This window comes from Streptococcus mitis (genome assembly GCF_002096895.1).
GTDB lineage: Bacteria > Bacillota > Bacilli > Lactobacillales > Streptococcaceae > Streptococcus > Streptococcus mitis_AH.
In genome coordinates, this window is sequence record NZ_NCVI01000020.1 from 109,911 (window position 1) to 130,767 (window position 20,857).

20 protein-coding genes are annotated in these 20,857 nt (G+C 39.4%); 10 read left to right on the forward strand and 10 right to left on the reverse strand.

The genetic code is table 11. The annotated features are described in order from the left end of the window. The first annotated feature begins 109 nt into the window (after nt 1-109). From B7697_RS05150 to B7697_RS05180, 7 genes are all read left to right on the forward strand, one after another. Entirely contained in the window at nt 110-1,039 is a 930-nt protein-coding gene (locus B7697_RS05150; protein ID WP_049515574.1) for an ABC transporter permease, read from the forward strand. Between the two features lie 13 nt (nt 1,040-1,052). Beyond that, on the forward strand, nt 1,053-1,976 hold the full coding sequence (locus B7697_RS05155) for a carbohydrate ABC transporter permease (protein WP_000818349.1): 924 nt from the start codon (nt 1,053-1,055) through the stop codon (nt 1,974-1,976). A gap of 103 nt (nt 1,977-2,079) precedes the next feature. Then, the gene (locus B7697_RS05160; protein WP_084950670.1) at nt 2,080-3,564 is read left to right on the forward strand and encodes an ABC transporter substrate-binding protein; all 1,485 of its coding nucleotides are present in this window, start codon (nt 2,080-2,082) and stop codon (nt 3,562-3,564) included. 235 nt (nt 3,565-3,799) lie between these two features. Beyond that, nucleotides 3,800-4,489 carry a CPBP family intramembrane glutamic endopeptidase gene (locus B7697_RS05165; protein WP_084950673.1) on the forward strand — a complete coding sequence of 230 codons (690 nt, stop codon included), beginning with the start codon at nt 3,800-3,802 and terminating at the stop codon, nt 4,487-4,489. A gap of 56 nt (nt 4,490-4,545) precedes the next feature. Then, nucleotides 4,546-4,842, forward strand: coding sequence for a bacteriocin immunity protein (locus B7697_RS05170; RefSeq protein WP_185755627.1), 297 nt, complete (start codon nt 4,546-4,548; stop codon nt 4,840-4,842). A gap of 132 nt (nt 4,843-4,974) precedes the next feature. Continuing rightward, nucleotides 4,975-5,961, forward strand: a complete 987-nt coding sequence (gene trhO, locus B7697_RS05175) for an oxygen-dependent tRNA uridine(34) hydroxylase TrhO (protein ID WP_084950675.1) — start codon at nt 4,975-4,977, stop codon at nt 5,959-5,961. 121 nt (nt 5,962-6,082) lie between these two features. Further along, nucleotides 6,083-6,943 carry a DUF4299 family protein gene (locus B7697_RS05180; protein ID WP_084950677.1) on the forward strand — a complete coding sequence of 287 codons (861 nt, stop codon included), beginning with the start codon at nt 6,083-6,085 and terminating at the stop codon, nt 6,941-6,943. A gap of 70 nt (nt 6,944-7,013) precedes the next feature. On the opposite strand, the gene B7697_RS05185 is transcribed toward B7697_RS05180, so the two are convergent. The 6 genes from B7697_RS05185 to B7697_RS05210 all read right to left on the reverse strand — a co-directional run bounded on the left by B7697_RS05185 (nt 7,014) and on the right by B7697_RS05210 (nt 13,595). Next, a complete protein-coding gene (locus B7697_RS05185; RefSeq protein WP_084950679.1) occupies nt 7,014-8,078 on the reverse strand; it encodes a DUF6574 domain-containing protein in 1,065 nt (354 codons plus the stop codon). A 62-nt stretch (nt 8,079-8,140) separates the two neighbouring features. Continuing rightward, nucleotides 8,141-9,052, reverse strand: a complete 912-nt coding sequence (locus tag B7697_RS05190) for a DUF4097 domain-containing protein (protein WP_084950681.1) — start codon at nt 9,050-9,052, stop codon at nt 8,141-8,143. Continuing rightward, nucleotides 9,045-9,638 (reverse strand): DUF1700 domain-containing protein, encoded by a 594-nt coding sequence (locus B7697_RS05195; protein ID WP_084950682.1) that lies wholly within the window; start codon nt 9,636-9,638, stop codon nt 9,045-9,047. The genes B7697_RS05190 and B7697_RS05195 overlap by 8 nt, the downstream gene beginning before the upstream one ends. Beyond that, nucleotides 9,625-9,951 (reverse strand): PadR family transcriptional regulator, encoded by a 327-nt coding sequence (locus B7697_RS05200; RefSeq protein ID WP_000273858.1) that lies wholly within the window; start codon nt 9,949-9,951, stop codon nt 9,625-9,627. Before B7697_RS05200 ends, B7697_RS05195 begins: the two co-directional genes overlap by 14 nt. A 188-nt stretch (nt 9,952-10,139) precedes the next feature. After that, nucleotides 10,140-12,128 carry a retron Ec67 family RNA-directed DNA polymerase/endonuclease gene (locus B7697_RS05205; protein WP_084950684.1) on the reverse strand — a complete coding sequence of 663 codons (1,989 nt, stop codon included), beginning with the start codon at nt 12,126-12,128 and terminating at the stop codon, nt 10,140-10,142. 300 nt (nt 12,129-12,428) lie between these two features. Continuing rightward, nucleotides 12,429-13,595, reverse strand: coding sequence for a CynX/NimT family MFS transporter (locus tag B7697_RS05210; RefSeq protein WP_084950686.1), 1,167 nt, complete (start codon nt 13,593-13,595; stop codon nt 12,429-12,431). Nucleotides 13,596-13,749: 154 nt separating this feature from the next. Here B7697_RS05210 and B7697_RS05215 point away from each other — a divergent pair, with 154 nt between their 5' ends. Together B7697_RS05215 and B7697_RS05220 are read left to right on the forward strand one after the other, a co-directional pair. After that, the gene (locus tag B7697_RS05215; protein ID WP_084950687.1) at nt 13,750-14,580 is read left to right on the forward strand and encodes a glycosyltransferase; all 831 of its coding nucleotides are present in this window, start codon (nt 13,750-13,752) and stop codon (nt 14,578-14,580) included. Nucleotides 14,581-14,770: 190 nt separating this feature from the next. Beyond that, complete coding sequence (locus tag B7697_RS05220; RefSeq protein WP_001035713.1) at nt 14,771-16,621, forward strand: polysaccharide biosynthesis protein; 1,851 nt, start codon at nt 14,771-14,773, stop codon at nt 16,619-16,621. Between the two features lie 123 nt (nt 16,622-16,744). Here B7697_RS05220 and B7697_RS05230 read toward each other — a convergent pair whose 3' ends face one another. The 3 genes from B7697_RS05230 to sdaAB are packed head-to-tail and all read right to left on the reverse strand — an operon-like array spanning nt 16,745 to nt 18,951. Beyond that, nucleotides 16,745-17,377: an HAD family hydrolase gene (locus B7697_RS05230; protein WP_000200820.1), complete on the reverse strand. Its 633-nt coding sequence runs from the start codon at nt 17,375-17,377 to the stop codon at nt 16,745-16,747. Between the two features lie 21 nt (nt 17,378-17,398). After that, nucleotides 17,399-18,271, reverse strand: a complete 873-nt coding sequence (gene sdaAA / locus B7697_RS05235; protein WP_000500050.1) for an L-serine ammonia-lyase, iron-sulfur-dependent, subunit alpha — start codon at nt 18,269-18,271, stop codon at nt 17,399-17,401. 8 nt (nt 18,272-18,279) lie between these two features. Next, nucleotides 18,280-18,951 carry an L-serine ammonia-lyase, iron-sulfur-dependent subunit beta gene (gene sdaAB / locus B7697_RS05240; RefSeq protein ID WP_000838909.1) on the reverse strand — a complete coding sequence of 224 codons (672 nt, stop codon included), beginning with the start codon at nt 18,949-18,951 and terminating at the stop codon, nt 18,280-18,282. Nucleotides 18,952-19,190: 239 nt separating this feature from the next. Between sdaAB and apf the strand changes: the two genes are divergently transcribed. Continuing rightward, nucleotides 19,191-19,841, forward strand: coding sequence for an aggregation-promoting factor (gene apf, locus B7697_RS05245; protein WP_084950689.1), 651 nt, complete (start codon nt 19,191-19,193; stop codon nt 19,839-19,841). Nucleotides 19,842-19,928: 87 nt separating this feature from the next. Here the strand turns inward: apf and B7697_RS05250 are convergent, their stop codons facing one another. Next, on the reverse strand, nt 19,929-20,813 hold the full coding sequence (locus B7697_RS05250; RefSeq protein ID WP_084950691.1) for a hypothetical protein: 885 nt from the start codon (nt 20,811-20,813) through the stop codon (nt 19,929-19,931). Nucleotides 20,814-20,857 lie beyond the last annotated feature (44 nt).

Here is a 20,857-nt window from a genome sequence, read left to right on the forward strand (position 1 = left end):
TAGTAGTTTAACCTAACCTTCAAATAGGAGTATACTAATAATGTAATCGTTATCAAAAGTCTAAAAAGGAATTTTTAGATGGATATCAAAATAAAAAAGGGAGGAAATTATGAATAAGTTTTCAAAAACCTTGAGAGACAACTGGATCTTTCTCTTAATGGTTTTGCCAGGGGCACTCTGGTTGACTCTATTCTTCTACATTCCAGTATTTGGGAACGTGGTTGCCTTTAAAGACTACCACATGACCAGTAATGGATTTATAGATAGTATCGTGAATAGTAAATGGGTCGGACTCGATAATTTCAGATTCTTGTTTAGTTCAAAAGATGCCTTTATTATCACACGAAATACTGTCCTCTACAATCTCGGCTTTATCTTTATCGGTTTGATTGTATCTGTAGGGATTGCTATCATCCTCAGTGAACTCCGTTCTAAGAGAATGGTTAAGATTTTCCAAACTTCTATGTTGTTCCCTTACTTCTTGTCTTGGGTTATCATCAGTTTCTTTACAGATGCCTTCCTAAACATTGATAAAGGGGTATTCAACCATTTCCTAGAATCTATCGGAATGAAGGAAGTCAATTTCTACGCTGACTTGGGCATCTGGCCATATCTCCTACTTTTCCTAGGTATTTGGAAAGGTTTTGGATATAGCAGTGTCATGTACTATGCGACAATCATGGGAATTGATCCAACCTACTACGAAGCAGCGACAGTGGACGGAGCCAGCAAATGGCAACGAATTCGCAATGTAACCATTCCGCAGTTGACACCATTGGTAACTGTATTGACCATCCTTGCAGTCGGAAATATCTTTCGTGCAGACTTCGGTCTTTTCTACCAAATCCCCCACAATGCTGGTCAGCTTTATAACGTAACCAACGTCTTGGACGTATATGTTTATAATGGTTTGACTCAGACAGCAGATATCGGGATGGCTTCAGCGGCAGGTCTCTATCAATCAGTAGTCGGTTTGATTCTGGTTATCCTATCAAACTTACTTGCAAGACGAGTTGATCCAAACTCAGCCTTGTTCTAGAAAGGAGGAGAGTATGGCAGAAAAGAAAATTAAAAAAGAAAAAATTGATAATGTCGGCATTCACTCCTTCAGTAAGAAAGCAGATATCTTCTTTAGTACCATTTCTGGTTTGATCGCCCTCTCGTGTATCCTACCCTTCATATTTGTTATTGTTATCTCTGTGACAGATGAAAAGAGTATCCTCCAAAATGGATATAGCTTCTTCCCATCTCAATTTGGATTAGATGGTTTTGAGTTTTTGGCACAATTTAAGGATAAAATCCTCCAAGCCCTTTTCATCTCAGTCTTTGTAACAGTGGTGGGAACTATCACAAACGTTTTTATCACAACAACTTATGCCTACGCCATTTCACGGACAACCTTTAAGTATCGCAGATTCTTTACGATCTTTGCCCTTCTTAGTATGTTGTTCAACGCTGGTTTGGTACCAGGCTATATCGTGGTCACTCGTTTGCTTCAACTCGGTGATACAGTTTGGGCCTTGATTGTTCCAATGCTTCTCTCACCATTTAACATCATCTTGATGCGTTCCTTCTTCAAGAAGACCATTCCAGAAGCTATTCTAGAATCCGCTCGTATCGATGGTGCTAGTGAGGCTCGGATCTTCTTCCAAATCTGTTTGCCATTGTCACTACCAGGTATCGCAACAATCACGCTCTTGACAGCACTTGGTTTCTGGAATGACTGGTTCAACGCCCTTCTTTACATTAAGAGTGACAACTTGTACCCATTGCAATATTTGCTCATGCAAATCCAACAAAATATGGACTACATCGCAAAAGCAGTCGGCCTATCTGGTCAACTGGGAGTTGCTCTTCCAAAAGAAACAGGTCGTATGGCCATGGTTGTGGTCGCAACCCTTCCAATCGCGATTCTGTATCCATTCTTCCAACGCTACTTTGTAAAAGGTTTGACTATCGGTGGTGTGAAAGAATAGTACTTGTCGAGAAAAATCATTTCTCATTTCCAAACTTCCCTTGCGTGAAGTTAAGATCATTACATTGTTTATAAGTTTAAAAATAAAAAAAGGAGTTTTTGTCATGAAAAACTGGAAAAAATATGCTTTTGCATCTGCTAGCGTAGTCGCTTTGGCTGCTGGTCTCGCTGCTTGTGGAAACCTTTCAGGTAACAGCAAAAAAGCTGCTGACTCAGCTTCAGGTGAAAAAACTGTTATCAAAATGTACCAAATCGGTGACAAACCAGATAACTTAGATGAATTGCTAGAAAATGCTAACAAAATCATCGGTGAAAAAGTTGGTGCTAAATTGGATATCCAATATCTTGGATGGGGTGACTATGATAAGAAAATGTCAGTTATCACATCATCTGGTGAAAACTACGATATCGCCTTTGCATCTAACTATGTTGTAAATGCTCAAAAAGGTGCCTATGCTGACTTGACTGACTTGTATAAGAAAGAAGGGGCAGAGCTTTATAAAGCACTTGACCCAGCTTACATCAAAGGTAACAGCATTAACGGTAAAATTTACGCAGTTCCAGTTGCAGCCAACGTTGCATCATCTCAAAACTTCGCCTTCAACGGAACTCTCCTTGCTAAATACGGTATCGATATTTCAGGTGTCACTTCATACGAAACACTTGAGCCAGTCTTGAAACAAATCAAAGAAAAAGCTCCAGATGTAGTGCCATTTGCGGTTACTAAGAACTTTATCCCATCTGATAACTTTGACTACCCAGTTCCAAATGGACTTCCATTCGTTATCGACCTTGAAGGAGACACTACTAAGATTGTAAACCGTTACGAAGTACCTCGTTTCAAAGAACACTTGAAGACTCTTCACAAATTCTATGAAGCTGGATACATTCCAAAAGATGTAGCAACAAGCGATACTTCATTTGACCTTCAACAAGATACTTGGTTCGTTCGTGAAGAAACAGTAGGACCAGCTGACTACGGCAATAGCTTGCTTTCACGTGTTGCGAACAAAGATATCCAAATCAAACCAATTACTAACTTCATCAAGAAAAACCAAACAACACAAGTTGCTAACTTTGTAATCTCAAACAACTCTAAGAACAAAGAAAAATCAATGGAAGTGTTGAACCTCTTGAACACTAACCCAGAACTTTTGAACGGTCTTGTTTACGGTCCAGAAGGCAAGAACTGGGAAAAAATTGAAGGTAAAGAAAACCGTGTTCGTGTCCTTGATGGATACAAAGGAAACACTCACATGGGTGGATGGAACACAGGTAACAACTGGATCCTTTACATCAACGAAAACGTTACAGACCAACAAATCGAAGATTCTAAGAAACAATTGGCAGAAGCTAAAGAATCTCCAGCGCTTGGATTCATCTTTAACACTGACAGTGTGAAATCTGAAATCTCAGCTATCTCTAACACAATGCAACAATTCGATACAGCTATCAACACTGGTACTGTAGACCCAGATAAAGCTATTCCAGAATTGATGGAAAAATTGAAATCTGAAGGTGCTTACGATAAAGTATTGAACGAAATGCAAAAACAATACGATGAATTCTTGAAAAACAAAAAATCATAAGATCAATTGATTTCGTGTATTCATTCCTAACTCCTAAAAACTGAATCACTGTTTTCCTCAGGTTGGTCTGGGGGAGGCAGTGATTTTTTGAAACGAGAGATCATAGATATCCATGTTTTTTTTATCACTATTTAACCATTCAGGAAATCTCAAGTACCATTTTGGATTTGGAGTAAGGATTTAGGAAAATATAGCTTATATTAGAGATGTCTCGAGTTTACAAAGGAGAGTTCATATGAAGAAGTATCAACTTCTATTCAAAATAAGTGCAGTCTTCTCTTACTTATTTTTCGTATTTGGTCTTTCTCAGCTGACGCTTATTGTCCAAAATTATTGGCAATTTTCTTCTCAGATAGGAAATTTTTTCTGGATTCGAAATATCTTGAGTGTGCTATTTAGCGGAGTCATGATTTGGATTCTGGTTAAGACAGGTCATGGTTATCTCTTTCACATTCCAAGAAAAAAATGGCTTTGGTATTCGATTTTGACAGTATTAGTGGTAGTGCTCCAGATCTCTTTTAACGTTCAGACAGCTAAACATGTTCAATCAACTGCTGAAGGTTGGGCTGTATTGATCGGTTATAGTGGGACCAACTTTGCTGAGCTAGGTATCTATATAACTTTGTTCTTTCTGACTCCACTTATGGAAGAGCTAATCTATAGAGGATTACTGCAACACGCCTTTTTTAAGCATTCGAGATTTGGCCTTGATTTGCTTCTTCCGTCAATTTTATTTGCTCTTCCTCATTTTTCAAGCCTGCCTAGTTTGTTAGATATCTTCGTCTTTGCAACATCTGGCATCATCTTTGCTAGTTTGACCCGCTATACCAAGAGTATTTATCCATCCTATGCGGTGCATGTGATTAATAATATTTTCGCGACATTACCATTTTTGCTGACTTTTTTACACAGGGTATTTGGGTGAAATATTGGTACGAGAGTTAGGAATGATAGCTTTTCAATTTAAGGAGGAAAATGAGAATGGCACCATTAAAATGGTTTGCAGGAGGAAGCGAAAGACGTTGTGAAGCCATGACTATCATAAATCATCTATTGGAAGATATAAAGGATACGCCTCAATTGACTCCCTTGAAAAATCAATTAGTGATTTATCAAAGAAGATTGAAGGACGATGGGACTTCTACTCCTTTTATATTGAGCCAAATGAATGTTGATATCTCACATGTGTTGATTGATAATAAGCTGATATTGTCAGAAAATCAATCCGAGCAGATCAAAAAATTGAGAGAATTATCAGCTATTCGCTATGGCTACTGATGAAGTGTAGGGACAGGTCGCTTTCTAAAAATTTCCAGTCAAATAAATTGCATTCGTTTTCTTAAGCAGGTATACTAGTATAGATAGATGAAAAATTCTGAAAATTTAAGAATAGAAAAGAGAACAAATCTTATGGCAAAAGATATTCGTGTCTTACTTTACTACCTTTACACTCCAATTGAAAATGCAGAGCAATTTGCTGCAGACCACTTGGCTTTCTGTAAATCAATCGGACTTAAAGGCCGTATCCTAGTCGCTGACGAGGGAATTAACGGAACAGTTTCAGGTGACTATGAAACAACTCAAAAATACATGGACTACGTTCACAGCCTCCCAGGTATGGAAGACCTCTGGTTCAAGATTGACGAGGAAAGAGAACAAGCCTTTAAGAAGATGTTTGTTCGCTACAAGAAAGAGATTGTCCACCTTGGTTTGGAAGACAACGACTTTGACAACGACATCAACCCACTTGAAACAACAGGTGCTTACTTGTCTCCAAAAGAGTTCAAAGAAGCCCTTCTTGACGAAGATACAGTTGTCCTCGACACACGTAACGATTATGAGTACGACCTAGGACACTTCCGTGGGGCTATCCGCCCAGATATCCGCAACTTCCGTGAGTTGCCACAATGGGTTCGTGATAACAAGGAAAAATTCATGGACAAGCGCGTCGTGGTTTACTGTACAGGTGGCGTTCGCTGTGAGAAATTCTCAGGCTGGATGGTCCGTGAAGGCTACAAAGATGTCGGCCAATTGCACGGAGGAATCGCAACCTACGGTAAAGACCCAGAAGTCCAAGGTGAGCTTTGGGATGGGAAAATGTACGTCTTTGACGAGCGTATTGCCGTAGATGTTAACCATGTCAACCCAACCATCGTAGGGAAAGACTGGTTTGATGGAACACCATGTGAACGTTATGTCAACTGTGGAAATCCATTCTGTAACCGTCGTATCTTGACATCAGAAGAAAATGAAGACAAATACCTTCGTGGATGTTCACACGAGTGCCGTGTTCACCCACGTAACCGCTATGTTTCAGAAAATGAATTGACACAAGCTGAAGTTGTCGAGCGCCTAGCCGCTATCGGTGAAAGCTTGGATCAAGCAGCTACTGTATAAAATTAAACAGTCCTTAGGGGCTGTTTTTCTATGCTTTTTACTAAAAAATCTAAAGTTTGTTTCTGTATCTTTCAGGAAAATAGGGTATACTATATGTAAACGATTTCAAAGGAGTCCAGTTATGACGAAAACATTTTTTATTCCAAATAAACAGAGCATTTTAGGAGAACAGGAAATTTTGACTGCCAAGTCGATCTTGGCCTTGGTAGATGATTTGGAGTCACATAGCTATGATGCTGTCTATCTCCGTCAGCCTCTTAACCGTCTTGAGTATATCGAGTGTGCGATAGTGGGGCAATCACAATTTCTTTTTAAGGTCAGTTATGCTGATGGTCAAAAGGCTTACCGTGTCGATCTTCCTGACCTACTAACGAAGACAGACTGGCAGATTATCAAAGCATTTTTAGATGCTCTGCTTGCTTATACAGGAACTGAGATTGAAGGACTAGATGGTTTTGATTTTGAAGCTTATTTCCAAGCAAGTATTCAAGCTCATATTGCAGACACTGCGGCTCGTTTTACGATTTGCCAAGGAATTTTTAATCCTGTTTTCTTTAGTCATGAGGATTTGAAAAGCTTTTTAGAGGAAGACGGCTTGGCTCAGTTTGAAGCGCGTGTGCGTGCGGTTCAAGAGACAGACGCCTACTTTGCAAGAGTTTCCTTCTATCAGGATGGAGAAGGCCAAGTGCACGGTGTTTATCATCTGGCTCAAGGAGTCAAGACTGTTTTACCGAGAGAACCATTTGTTCCTGCAGCCTATATGGAGCAATTGGTGGATAAGGAAGTGCAGTGGGAGATTGACTTGGTTCAAATCACAGGAGATGGCTCTAAACCAGAAGACTATGAAGCCATTGCCCGCTTGGACTATGCAAAATTCCTTGAGGTACTACCGTCAGAACTTTACCACCAACTAGATGCCAATCAATTAGAAGTACAACCCATCTTAGAAAAAGATTTTAAAACATTAGCACAAGAAGAGTAAAGCAGAAGCAGGTCAATTGACTTGCTTTTTGATATATAAAAAATCCTGCCATGGATGACAGGATTGAAGTTTAAAGAAAGGCCAAGATACGAAGATAATCTCCAATCAATGCCACTTCAGCTACAAAGAAGAGGAGGATAATCACTCCGTTTACAAGGACAGATAAGAATAACTGATAGAAGGAGTCGGTTTCACTTGATTGACTTGGTCTTGTAATGATATGGAGACTAGCAAGCAGAATGATTCCAATGCTAATCACACACAAGAGAGCTGTAAATCGTAGGCTATCAAAGAAGGCAAAGAAACTAGCAATGGCAGTGAGGAAGATTGGAATGGCCAAGAGTTGACTATATTGTTGGAGAATCTTTTCTAGCGTCCAGTCCTTTTCCTGGTGGATAAATCGTCTCACGACGAAACTACCCAAGAGGAATGAAAAGAAGAAGAGTGTTGTTGCTACTAGGATAGAGATAATCGAAAAGAGATTTAATGAAGCAAATTGTTCAGGGAAGTGGCTGTTTATAGTTGCTATATGTCCATAGTAAGCATGTTTGATGTGGTAGATACTAAAGAAAAAGGAAGATGCAGAAAACAGAATGAGCAAAAGAAAGGCTGTGTAACTGTGTGTGCTACTTGTTTCAAGACTGCTTGTAGGAGATTTGATTGCTTCCACTAGCCAAGACCAAAAATCAAGCGCTTGCTCTTTCCATCTATCCGTAGATTTTGGAGCTTGGTCGGGGATATAGGGACTTTCTAAGGATTGACTGAGAAGAAGGGGCTCTTTCGTGGTTGGTTTTTGCTGAGGAAGTGCTTCTTGACTCTCTTCAGCTATAGTGACTTTTTCTGTTTCTTTAGAAAGGTCTGGCTCTTCTTCAGTAGAATTGGATGTTTTCTTTTCTTCTATTTCTGTTCTCGCTTCACTGTCTTCAGGAGCTTCGATTTTCTCTTCTTGCTGGCTTTCTAGTTCGGCTTCAGCTTGAGAGACGTCCTCCTCTACTTGAGTATTTTTTTCAATTGGTGTATCGAGATCGGCTATCGTTTCTTCAGCCTTGTCTGCAACCTCTTGAGCTTGCTCTTCAGGTTTGTTCTTGCTTGTTGTTTTTACAAAATCATTACTTTCAAACCATTCTTGTTTCATGGTAGAACCTCCTTTTTAGTTAGATAAATATGCTTCCATAGTAGCAAATGTAAGCGCTTTTATCAACGTCTGTTTGGTATGGATATTAGCTCAATATCATTATCAGCTCTAGCAATGAGTTGATCCTTGACATCGGTTTTTTCAGTTTTGTAAGGGTTGCTTAATTCCGTGCCTCTTGATTCAGGCTTTTCTCTTGTGAATTGGAAGATAGAACCATAGTTACTTGAGATGTCCCAGTTAATTCGTTGGCTTTCTTTTTGCGTCAGAGTGATTGAGAGATGGTCTTTAGAAGTTAATTCTACCTTGCCGTGAACTTGGATATTCTCAGCGTGGAAGTGATTCTTTGTTGACTCTAGCTGACTATCTGTAAGGTCTGTATCAAAGATATTGACGATATTAGGGGTTGTGAGTTTACTGTTTTTGATACGACTTCCTTCAATTCGGAGGAGATAGCTGTTTGTATTGAGGGTCGCATTTTCAAGGCTAGCATTTATGATGGTGGTTTGTCTGCGATTGGCTGAGATGTTGATTCCTTTTAGGCTTCTTCCTTTTGGCAATTGGAGAATAACTTCATCAAAACGACTAGAGTAGCTACTTGCGATATGGAGAATCCCGCCAATTCCAGAAGAGAGAAATGGAGTTTCAGACAGTTTCTTATCAGTGAGGCTTAGAGTTTTGTCGTTTTGATTTGTGACAAGATCATGGTTAGCAGAAATAGATGGATGATAAGAAATGTGGATTTGATCATCGAAAGAGTCTGTGATGGTCAGCGCGTGTTGGTGGAGAGTAATTTCTAGGTTTTCGACTTCCTTGCCAAAGGTTAGCTCTTCCGTACGGCTATCATAGACAGGTTCTTTGGACATGGCCAGTAGGCTCTTAATTCCGTCAGATTGGATGCCTACAAAGAGCAGGACAAAGCCGATAACGGTAGTCACCACACCAAAAATGAGAAATCCTTTTGTCAATTTACGCATGCTGGTCACCTCTCTTTCCTTTTTTAAGAACAAATTGCACCAGGCGAACAATGAGTAGGCCGAAGAAGCGAGATACATAGGAAATACCTAATAAAACCAGCGAAGAAGCACCGATAGCTAGTAAACCAGAACCGAAAATCAAGATAAAGGCTGATTTAGCTTGGGCTAGGACAGTAAAACTTTCAACTAAAAATAGGAATCCGCCGACGATACCAAGTATGGAAACCGCAAAGAAAGCCAAGATGACAGTCAAGGCTGCCACAAGGATTGCGAACAGGGACACGAGGATGGCGATTCCCAGAGGAATACCGATGGGTGCTGCAAGGAGAGCTAACAAGGCGATATGCAAAATTTGTCGGTTATTCTTTTGAGCGGGTGCCTCATTGATTTTTTTATCGAGAAGATTGGAGAGAACTTCGTGGGCTGCTTCCTTAGGAGTTCCTAAGCTAGTGATGAGTTCTTCCTCTCCCTCGACTCCAGCATCGTCAAAGAGTTCCCTGAAATAGTCCATGGCTTCAATTTGGTCAGCTTCAGGTAGTTTTTTGAGATAAAGTTCTAGCTGAGTCAGGTATTCAGTTCTTGTCATGGCGGATACTCCCTTCTATGATGCCATTGATGGTGTCTGTATAGAGTGCCCATTCATCTTTTAGGGTCACGAGCTGTTCTATACCACCATTTGTCAAGGAGTAGTATTTGCGCATGCGACCTTGGAACTCTCTAGAATAGGTTGTCAGAAAGCTATTGCCCTCCAATTTTTTGAGAATGGGATAGAGTGTAGATTCTTTGATATTAGCGATCAGCTTAATGGTTTGGCTAATCTCATAACCATAAGAATCATCCTGCTCCAGTACAGCCAAGATGAGAAATTCAATCAAGGCAGAGGATGTTGGAAAGTACATGGGGAACCTCCTTTTCTAATGTGTAAGATTTTTATATATAATTTTTCTACACATACATTGTACATCTAAAAGAAAGCCCTGTCAAGAGAAATGTGTAAAATTTTTATATATAAAAAACTCCTAGTAAAAACTAGAAGTTTAGAGGATTTTATCAGCTATTCAGCAAAATTCTATATTTAAAAGATAAGCTAGAATAATGATTTATAATCTAGGATGTTATCTCTTATGCCGTCTAGCAAAGGAATAAACTCAGTAAAATCGAATTTTTTATAATTTTTTAGAACATGCTTTGAAAGAATTTCTTTTCCGTAATTATAAGCCCCCCCGTCTTTATGAAATTTTTTTCCTTTTAAAGTAGGTGTCGAATTTCTAGCTAATAATAAGTCTTCAATATCAGATGAATTGCCGTAATGCATATTATCCATTAAAGGAGTTGCCATTATATATAAACTCCCCTTTTTATTAATAAGACATGATTTTTCTCTTCTAATTTTTTCTAAATCATCTGAAATTTTCGATTCTTCATTCTGAGGGTCCTTAAGGTCTTTTGCATGATTCGCAAACAAAAATAAGGGAGATTTAACATCCTTTTTTCCATTATTTGGTTCATTATCAAATAAGAATATTGTTGGGTGTTGAGGTTTTCTTGTAGTAAGCTTTTGAAAATATTCAATGTAATTAGGGTATAGCAGTTTCTCTTTTGAGTCCATTTGAAATTTCTCTTTATTAGAGAAATAATTATACCAATACTTGAGACCTTCTCCACCTTCTGGGATATTAAATAGGTATTCCACAGTATTACTACGATTTAGAAATTCAATTTTAAATATAAAATCGTCACCATCTTTTTCAATAAGTTCGGGATAATTTTCATAAAGATTTTTTAAAGCTGCTTTAATATACCGTGGATCGGTTTTTCCCTCTGTAACAATTATAGGTTTATCATTTCCGAAAAAATATTTATAAAACAAAAATTTTTTATACTCTTTTTCCCTAGAATTAAATAGAGACATGTATAATTTCTTTTGTTCTTTATTAATACTGTAGAATTCTTTAACTAAACTATTGGTATCATTCCTTGTATTGTTGAATAATTCTTTTTGTAAATCTTGATTATAAAAAATATGTTTTAAATAATACTTTGATTCAGATTTTTTTGATGAATTTCTTCCTAATAAATATTTTTGTGAATCCAGATTATTATGTACCAAGGATTTTTTATATAGTAAATAGCTGTTATATTGTTCAATTTGAAAAATAAAAGCAAATCGCCCTGTTAGCTGATTGAGAGTTCCAGGCTTTTTATCTATTTCAAAAGCTCCATCTTTGTATAATTGAAAGGCCATTGCACGAGTATTTTTGACGTATTCTCTTTTTACAGTTATTTTTTTGTTTACAACTAATCCAGTGACTTCTTGACGTTGCATGTTGTTGCTCAATCGTGTTTTTTTAGGATTAATTTCAAAACCAGATGAGACAATCACCTCTTCTAATTCAGTTAAAAAGTTTTCTAACTCCTTACTCGCTCTTAATTTGTTGGAGTTTAATTCACGATTAGTCGAAAAAGTCATATCATCGGCATATCTGGAATATGTAAAACGATATTTTTTTGCAATTTTGACAATTCGATAGTCTAGAATTCTAGTGATTAAATTTGTAATGATTGGAGAAGATGGGGCTCCTTGTGGTAACTTACCTTGATAACATGCAATTTGTGCAATTACAGTAGCAATTTCTGGTGAAACAGCAAAATCTCGATCTTTTATAAAGAAGCCTCTTACTCGTCCAAAATTAAAAGAATCAAAAAAGTCCTTCAAATCAATATTAAGAATATATTTCTTGTTTCGATGCATTTGAGAGTTGGTAATAATACTTTTCCCCTTTTCGAATGCATGAGATAGTACTGGAATTTTAAAATTTTTGTCCTTAGATTTAGATTCCAAGCTTTCAAGGTAGCACTCCCATAAAATATCAGCTAATTTTTTCTGAAGAAATTTTAACTCTTTTTTAGGAGCGTGTATAACTCTTTCTCCACCATTCTTTTTAGGAATAGTGAGGGTAGTATATAAATTATCAGTTTTTATATTGTACAATAAATAATTGATGTATTTAGCACTTTTCAAGCCAAGTAGTTTAGCAAAATCATCTTTTGTCTGTAGTTGATTAAATTTGGTCATCATTTTTCCTCATAAAAAAAGCGTATGATAACTCTTACGCGAACAAGATTGTCAATAGAAATCCTAATGTATCCTGAAGCTAATAACACCAGGTGAAGCCAAACATTCCTATAACATTGTTGTTAATACTTGCGAACACACAAGTCAAAAATCTAATCATACGCAATTATATTCTATCACAAAATAACCTGTTAATCTAGAATTAAGACATCTTAGACTATAAATTTTTATCAATACCTCAAAAAAGCCAGACAGAGTCTGGCTTTGCATTATTTATACCTGAGAAGTATTTTAGCAAAATTAAAGGATTTTATCAACTCTGTCCACTGTAAAGAGGGCCACAGTCATCAGGATATCGACGAGTAAGAGGGCAGCTACAGCTGGTACCCAAGAGTGGAAAAGGTCAAAACTGTAACCAAAGAGGGTTGGTCCAAAGGCTGCTAGGATATAGCCTCCTGTTTGAGATAGGCCGGACAATTGGGCTGTCTTTTCAGGAGCGCTTGTCTTGAGTGAAAAGTTGACCATGAGATAAGGGAAGAGAGCGCTGGTTGCGGTTCCGATGAGGAGATGGATGGCAAGCCAGTAAAAGAAATTACCGATTGGGAAAAAGAGCATGGAAATGCCGACTACACCAGCTAGTGAGACCAAAGTGAGCATGAGCTGACGGTTGCGAGTAGATAAGCTGGTTGTTAGGCTTGGGATGGTCATTGAAAAAGGAATGCTAATCAGAGAGAAGATAGATGTCAGCAAGCCAGCTTCGTGACTGGATAGGCCTGCGTGGATAGCCATGGTAGGTAGCCAAGTCATAGCGGTGTAAAAGAGTAAGGATTGAAAACCGGCAAAGACAATCACTGCCCAGACCTGTTTATTATGCATGACCTTTGTTTTTCTTTTTTGTTTGGTTTGTGGAGCCAGTCTGTGATTATAGCGGTGATTTGGGAGCCAGACCAAAAAAGTTGCTAGGCAGAGCAGGGTGAGGAGGATGATAAGCCCTTTCCAAGAACTGGCTTGTGTAATAGGCACGGCTAGATAGGAGGCCAGAGCCGTCGCAATCCCCATAGACGTTACATATAAGGTGGTCAGAAAACCAATTTTCTTTGGTTGATTGGCTTGGATAAGACTAGGAAGCAGAACATTGATGACTGCGATACTTGCCCCAACCATCAAGGTTCCTAGATAGAGCAGGGGCAGATTGATTAGTCGAATGAGAGAACCGATAGTCAAGAAGAAAAGGCTGTAGGTGAAGAGATGCTCCAAGCCGATTTTCTGAGCCAGTCGGGTAGAAAAGAGCGAGAAGAGGGTAAACATGAGGAGAGGAAGGCTGGTCAAGACACCAAGCGAACTAACTTCTACTCCCAGTCCTTGCGAAATATCTCCCAAAATAATGGGTAAAACAGTAAAAGGAGTCCGCAAGGAAACACCAATCAGGATAATACCTGGAACAAAAAAGAGTGATTGCTTTTTCATATAATACCTCTTCTAGCTGATTTTAATAACAGCTTATTTTAAGGCTTTTCCCCTATAATGTCAAGTAAGGTTTTGGGCTTTCAAGATAAAAATGGGAAAGTCTTGAAAATTATGATAAAATAGTGGAAGGAAATCTATACATTGGAGAAAAACTGTGTCTGAAAAGCAAAAAATCAGCGTATTGATGTCGGTCTATATCAAGGAAAATCCGACATTTTTAAAGGATGCTATTGAGAGTGTTCAAAATCAGACCCTGAAACCGAGCGAATTGGTTCTGGTTGAGGATGGGCCTTTGACACCTGAGCTCTATCAGGTATTAGACCAGCTGGAAGCTGGGTCTGATATTCCAGTGAAACGCTATCCTCTTGAGCATAATCAAGGTTTGGGTCTGGCTCTTCGATACGGTGTTTTACAGTGTCAGTATGATATTATTGCCCGTATGGATACGGATGATATAGCTGTTCCGGATCGTTTTGAGAAACAGGTTCAGCTAATGGAGAAGGACAAGCTCGACCTATTAGGTGGACATATTGCAGAGTTTATTGACAATCCTGATGAGATCGTTTCTTACCGTCGTGTTCCAACCCAGCATGCAGATATTGTAGCTTATCAAAGGATGAGAAGTGCCTTTAACCACATGACTGTCATGTTCAAGAAGGACATGGTTCTCAAGGCAGGCAACTATGAGGATGGCCTTTATATGGAGGATGACCTCCTCTGGCTCAACATGATTGCCGCAGGAGCCAAGACTGGAAATCTGGATCAAATCTTGTGTAAGGTTCGTGTTGGAGCAGGAATGTTTGAGCGTCGTGGGGGACTGCGTTACCTCAAACTCTATCGTCAAGCTCGTCAGCGCATGCTGAAGAGAGGGCAAATTTCTTACCTGGAGTACGCCAAGAGTGTTGCCATTCAGATGGTTGTTGCTCTTTGTCCAGGATTTGTCAGACAGTTTATTTTTATGAAACTGTTACGAAAAAGCAATTAAAAGATTGTAACAAATCGTAAACTAGAGAAAAAGTGTTATAATAACAATATAATACTCTTCGAAAATCTCTTCAAACCGCGTCAACGTCGCCTTGCCGTACTCAAGTACAGCCTGCGGCTAGTTTCCTAGTTTGCTCTTTGATTTTCATTGAGTATAATCATCCAGCTCTTTTAAGGAGGAGTAAATTTCTATGAACAAAAAACTCACAGATTATGTGATTGATCTGGTGGAAATTTTAAATAAACAACAAAAACAGGTTTTCTGGGGAATATTTGATATTTTGAGTATGGTGGTTTCCATTATTGTATCTTATATCTTATTCTATGGCTTGATTAATCCAGCACCTGTTGACTACATTATCTATACGAGTTTGGCCTTCCTGTTCTATCAATTGATGATTGGATTTTGGGGGCTGAACGCTAGTATTAGTCGTTACAGCAAGATTACGGATTTCATGAAAATCTTTTTTGGTGTGACTGCTAGCAGTATCTTGTCATATAGTATCTGCTATGCCTTCTTGCCACTTTTTTCAATCCGTTTCATCATTCTCTTTATCTTGTTGAGTACTTTCTTGATTTTATTGCCACGGATTACTTGGCAGTTAATCTACTCTAAACGCAAAAAGGGAAGTGGTGATGGAGAACACCGTCGGACCTTCTTGATTGGTGCCGGTGATGGTGGAGCCCTCTTTATGGATAGTTACCAACATCCAACTAGTGAATTAGAACTTGTCGGTATTTTGGACAAGGATTCTAAGAAAAAGGGCCAAAAACTTGGTGGAATCCCTGTTTTGGGTTCATATGATGATCTGCCTGAATTAGCAAAACGCCATCAAATCGAGCGTGTTATCGTTGCGATTCCGTCGCTTGACCCGTCAGAATATGAACGTATCTTGCAGATGTGTAATAAGCTGGGTGTCAAGTGTTACAAGATGCCTAAGGTTGAAACGGTTGTTCAAGGACTTCACCAAGCAGGTACTGGCTTCCAAAAAATTGATATTACAGACCTTTTGGGACGTCAGGAAATTCGTCTTGACGAATCGCGTCTGGGCGCAGAACTGACAGGTAAGACAATCTTAGTCACAGGTGCTGGTGGCTCAATCGGTTCTGAAATCTGTCGCCAAGTTAGTCGTTTCAATCCTGAACGCATCGTCTTGCTCGGTCATGGGGAAAATTCAATCTACCTTGTTTATCATGAATTGATTCGCAAGTTCCAAGGGATTGATTATGTACCAGTTATTGCCGATATTCAAGACTATGACCGTTTGTTGCAAGTCTTTGAGCAGTACAAGCCAGCTATTGTTTATCATGCGGCAGCCCACAAGCACGTTCCTATGATGGAGCGCAATCCAAAAGAAGCCTTCAAAAACAATATTCGTGGAACTTACAATGTTGCTAAGGCTGTTGATGAAGCTAAAGTACCTAAGATGGTTATGATTTCGACAGATAAGGCGGTTAATCCACCAAATGTTATGGGAGCAACCAAGCGAGTGGCTGAGTTGATTGTCACTGGCTTTAACCAACGTAGCCAATCGACTTACTGTGCGGTTCGTTTTGGGAATGTTCTTGGTAGTCGAGGTAGTGTGATTCCTGTCTTTGAACGTCAGATTGCTGAAGGCGGTCCTGTAACGGTGACAGACTTCCGCATGACCCGTTACTTTATGACTATTCCAGAAGCTAGCCGTTTGGTTATCCATGCTGGTGCTTATGCCAAGGATGGGGAAGTCTTTATCCTTGATATGGGCAAACCAGTCAAGATTTATGACTTGGCCAAGAAAATGGTCCTTCTAAGTGGACACACCGAAAGTGAAATTCCAATCGTTGAAGTTGGAATCCGCCCAGGTGAAAAACTTTACGAAGAACTCTTGGTATCAACCGAACTTGTTGATAACCAAGTTATGGATAAGATTTTCGTTGGTAAGGTCAATGTTATGCCTTTAGAAGCCATCGATCAAAAGATTGAAGAGTTCCGCACTCTCAGTGGAGATGAGTTGAAGCAAGCTATTATCGCCTTTGCCAATCAAACAACCCACGTTGAATAAAAAAGAAAAACGCATATTATCAGGTCTGAAGAACCTTGGTAATATGCGTTTTGTTATGTAGAGACTTATACTCTTCGAAAATCTTTTCAAACCACGTTAACGTCGCCTTGTCGTATGTATATGTTATTGAAAATACCTCAAAACTTCTATGGGTTTGTGGGCGATATAATCAGGCTGATAGTTTAGTAGATCTGCTTGCTCTCCAAATCCCCAAGTGACGGCCAATTTCTGAATGCCTGTTTCTTGAGCTCCAAGCATATCAAACTTGGTATCTCCGATGATGATGGCTTGTTCCGGTGCTAGTTGATGTGTCTGCAAGGCTTGGCGTATGACATCTGCCTTATGGGGTGCTTCGGGGCTGGAACCATAAATGCCATCAAAGAAATGATAGATTCCCAAGTTTTTAGTCATGTCTTGAGCGGTTGGAGTATTCTTTGTAGTGGTGATATAAAGAGGGTAATTGCTCGATAACTTCTCAAGCAAGCCTACAATATGAGGGAAGAGCTGAGCTTCATGGATGCCTTTCTCCTTATAGTACGAACGGTATATCTGCACGGCTTCAGAAATTTGTTCTTTGGGAAGGCAGGTCGCAAAACTACTTTCAAGAGGCGGTCCCATAAAACCACGAATCGTTTTGGCATCAGGGCTAGGTACCCCCAGCTCCTTAAAGGTATGGGTAAAGGCATTGTGAATCCCGATAGAACTATCAACGAGGGTTCCGTCCAGATCGAAAAAGATAGCTGAGATAGAGGTCATGGTTTCTCCTATTTGATAAGCTTATTCTCCGAAAATTTCTTTTTGGAGGCGACGACCAGTAGGGGTGGCAGCGAGTCCACCTTCAGCTGTTTCACGAAAGGCAGTTGGCATGCTTGCTCCTACTTGGTACATGGCATCGATAACTTCATCCACAGGGATTTTAGATTCGATACCTGCCAGGGCCATGTCTGCTGCGATGAAGGCAAAGCTAGCTCCCATGGCATTGCGTTTGACACAGGGAACTTCGACCAAGCCGGCAACAGGGTCACAGATGAGGCCTAGCATATTTTTAATGACAAAGGCAATGGCTTGACTGGCCTGATAAGGTGTTCCACCGGCAGCTAGAGTCAAGGCTGCAGCACTCATAGCAGAGGCCGAACCAACCTCGGCCTGACAGCCACCTTCAGCACCTGAGATAGAGGCATTGTTTGCGATGACTAGTCCAAAGGCACCGGCAGCAAAGAGGAAATCCAGCTGTTGCTCGTGGCTGAGGTCTAATTTTTCAATAGCAGCTGTTAGAACGGAAGGCAGACAGCCAGCACTTCCTGCGGTCGGAGTGGCACAAACCAAGCCCATTTTGGCATTGTGTTCATTGACTGCAATGGCATTTCGGGCAGCAGAGAGAATCGTGTAATCTGACAGAGTTTTTCCGTTTTTGATGTAGTGATCCAATTTGGCAGCATCTCCACCTGTCAGGCCACTACGAGATTTATTTTCATTGAGGCCAAGTTGGACAGAGGCTTTCATGACTTCTAGATTGCGTTCCATGAGAAGGAAGACTTCTTCACGTTCGCGACCAGTCAATTCAAACTCTGTTGTAATCATGAGTTCTGCGACATTTCCTTGAAAGTCCAGTTCTGCCTGCTCGACCAATTCTTTGATAGAATAAAACATGCTTCCTCCTATTTAAAGAAATTGACATTGTGGAGATGAGGGATTTTTCGAATTTCTTCGATAGCCTCATCACAGTTGCGACTGTCAACTTCGATAATCATAATAGCTTTTTCACCAGCTTTTTCACGAGTAACATTCATCTGGGCGATATTGATATCATAGCGGGAAAGGGCCTCTGTTACGAGGGCAATCATACCTGGAATATCTTGATGAACAATGATGATAGTCGGTGTATTCATATTGAGAGAGACGGCAAAGCCATTGAGTTCGGTTACCTGAATATTTCCTCCCCCGATAGAAATACCAGTCACGCTAATGGTCTTATGAGCATTTTTAACGGTAATTTTAGTGGTGTTTGGGTGAGGGGCATTGCTGTCTTTCTGAATGGTCCAGACAATCTTGATGCCACGCTTGTGGGCAATTTCCAGGCTGTTTGGGATTTCAGGATCATCTGTATCCATGCCCAAAATACCTGCAACAAGGGCTAGGTCTGTTCCGTGACCACGATAGGTCTTGGCAAATGAGTTAAATAGTTGGAATTCGACTTCTGTCGGAGTATCATCAAAAATGGAAGAGACAATCTTCCCAATACGAACAGCACCAGCTGTATGGCTACTAGATGGGCCAATCATAACTGGTCCGATGATATCAAAGACAGATTGAAAACGAAGTGATTTCATCAGTTTCCCCTTATAAAAATTCTTATCTCTATTATATCAAAGAATGAAGGTCTTGGCTTTAATTGTGGATGAAAACCTTTTTACACTACAAATAGCATAAAAAAGCATCTTTTGTAACAAAAAATAGCTTATTTAGGGAAATAAAAAATAATTTTGTAATATTTCTACATAAAAGTGTCAAGAAACGGTAATATTTAAAGGGTATGATAGAACTATAGAAAGAAGGAGAATTTTCAAATATGAAATCAACAACTAAAAAGATTAAAACAACTCTTGCAGGAGTAGCTGCCTTGTTTGCAGTATTTGCTCCATCATTTGTATCTGCTCAAGAATCATCAACTTACACTGTTAAAGAAGGTGATACACTTTCAGAAATCGCTGAAACTCACAACACAACTGTTGAGAAATTGGCAGAAAACAACCACATCGACAACGTTCATTTGATTTATGTTGGTCAAGAGTTGGTTATCGATGGCCCTGTAGCGCCTGCTGCAACACCAGCGCCAGCTACTTATGCGGCACCAGCAGCTCAAGATGAAACTGTTTCAGCTCCAGTAGCAGAAACTACAGAAGTAGTAGAAGAAGCAGCACCAGCTGCAAGCGCTCCTGTAGCAGAAGAAACTGTTGCTGCAGCAGAAACTTCAGCACCAGCTGCAACTGTAAGTGGATCTGAAGCAGAAGCTAAAGAATGGATTGCACAAAAAGAATCAGGTGGTAGCTATACAGCTACAAACGGCCAATACATTGGACGTTACCAATTGACAGATTCATACTTGAACGGTGACTACTCAGCTGAAAACCAAGAACGTGTAGCAGATGCTTACGTTGCAGGACGTTACGGTTCATGGTCAGCTACTAAAAACTTCTGGCTTAACAACGGCTGGTATTAAGAAATAGAAAAAGAGCCTTTGATGGCTCTTTTTGTGTGCTTTTATTTGACAAAAGACAATTTTTAAATAGTAGTAATAACAGATTGCTTACGGCTGACGAGATTCTGGAGTTTCTCCAGCTGAATTAGTGCGATTATTACTGTTAGCATCGGGAACTTCAGCATTATTACTATTATTATTGGTATTCGTATCTCCTTGGGCTCCTGCAGTATCAGTAACTTGATCTCGTGTATTGACAGCAGTGTTTCCCCCACTTCTAGCACTATCAGATGAATATTGCTCGCTTGCAGGTGCTTGTGAATTATATCTGTTCCTATTTGACTCAGTATAGTTTGGAGTGTAGCTACCTCCTTCTGAAGAATAGCTTTCTCTTCCCTCAACGTTACTAGTCGTTTCTGTTTCTTTTTTATTAGACTTTTGTTCTTCTTCTTCTTTTTTGGTCAAGACTTCAGCTTGCTTTTGGAATTTTGAAATCAGTTCTTGAATGGGTTTTATTTTTTCATCAATAGTAGCTTGTTCGCTTGTGGAGTTGACACTTTTAATAATTTCTAGTATTTTTTGTAAGGAAGTGATGGCTGTTTCAAGTGCTTGTTTATCTTCAAACTGGCTATCGGATTCCTTTATATCCAATTTTAAAGCTTTTTCAGTATAATGATTAGTGATTTTATCGGCCGTAGAAGTAAGAAAATCTGTTAATGTCTTTTTGCCTTCGTCAGTGGTAGGCTTTAATTCTTGAATTTTTTTCCAATCCTCTATAATCGTTTCAGAATCAATATTGAAGTTTTTAATAGCATTTTTTACTTGTTCGACATCGTGTCCATTCTTATGTTGTTTGCTGAGAGCGATGTTCCCTCTCTCTGCTTGGATATGTTCTTGATGAATGACTAAACCTATTAAAAGTCCAAGCCCTACAACAATAATGATAGTAAAAATAGTATTTTTTGATGTTAGAATATCTTTGTAGTTTTTCACAATCGTACTACGTACATGGATGGTAGTATCTTAAAGGGATCATG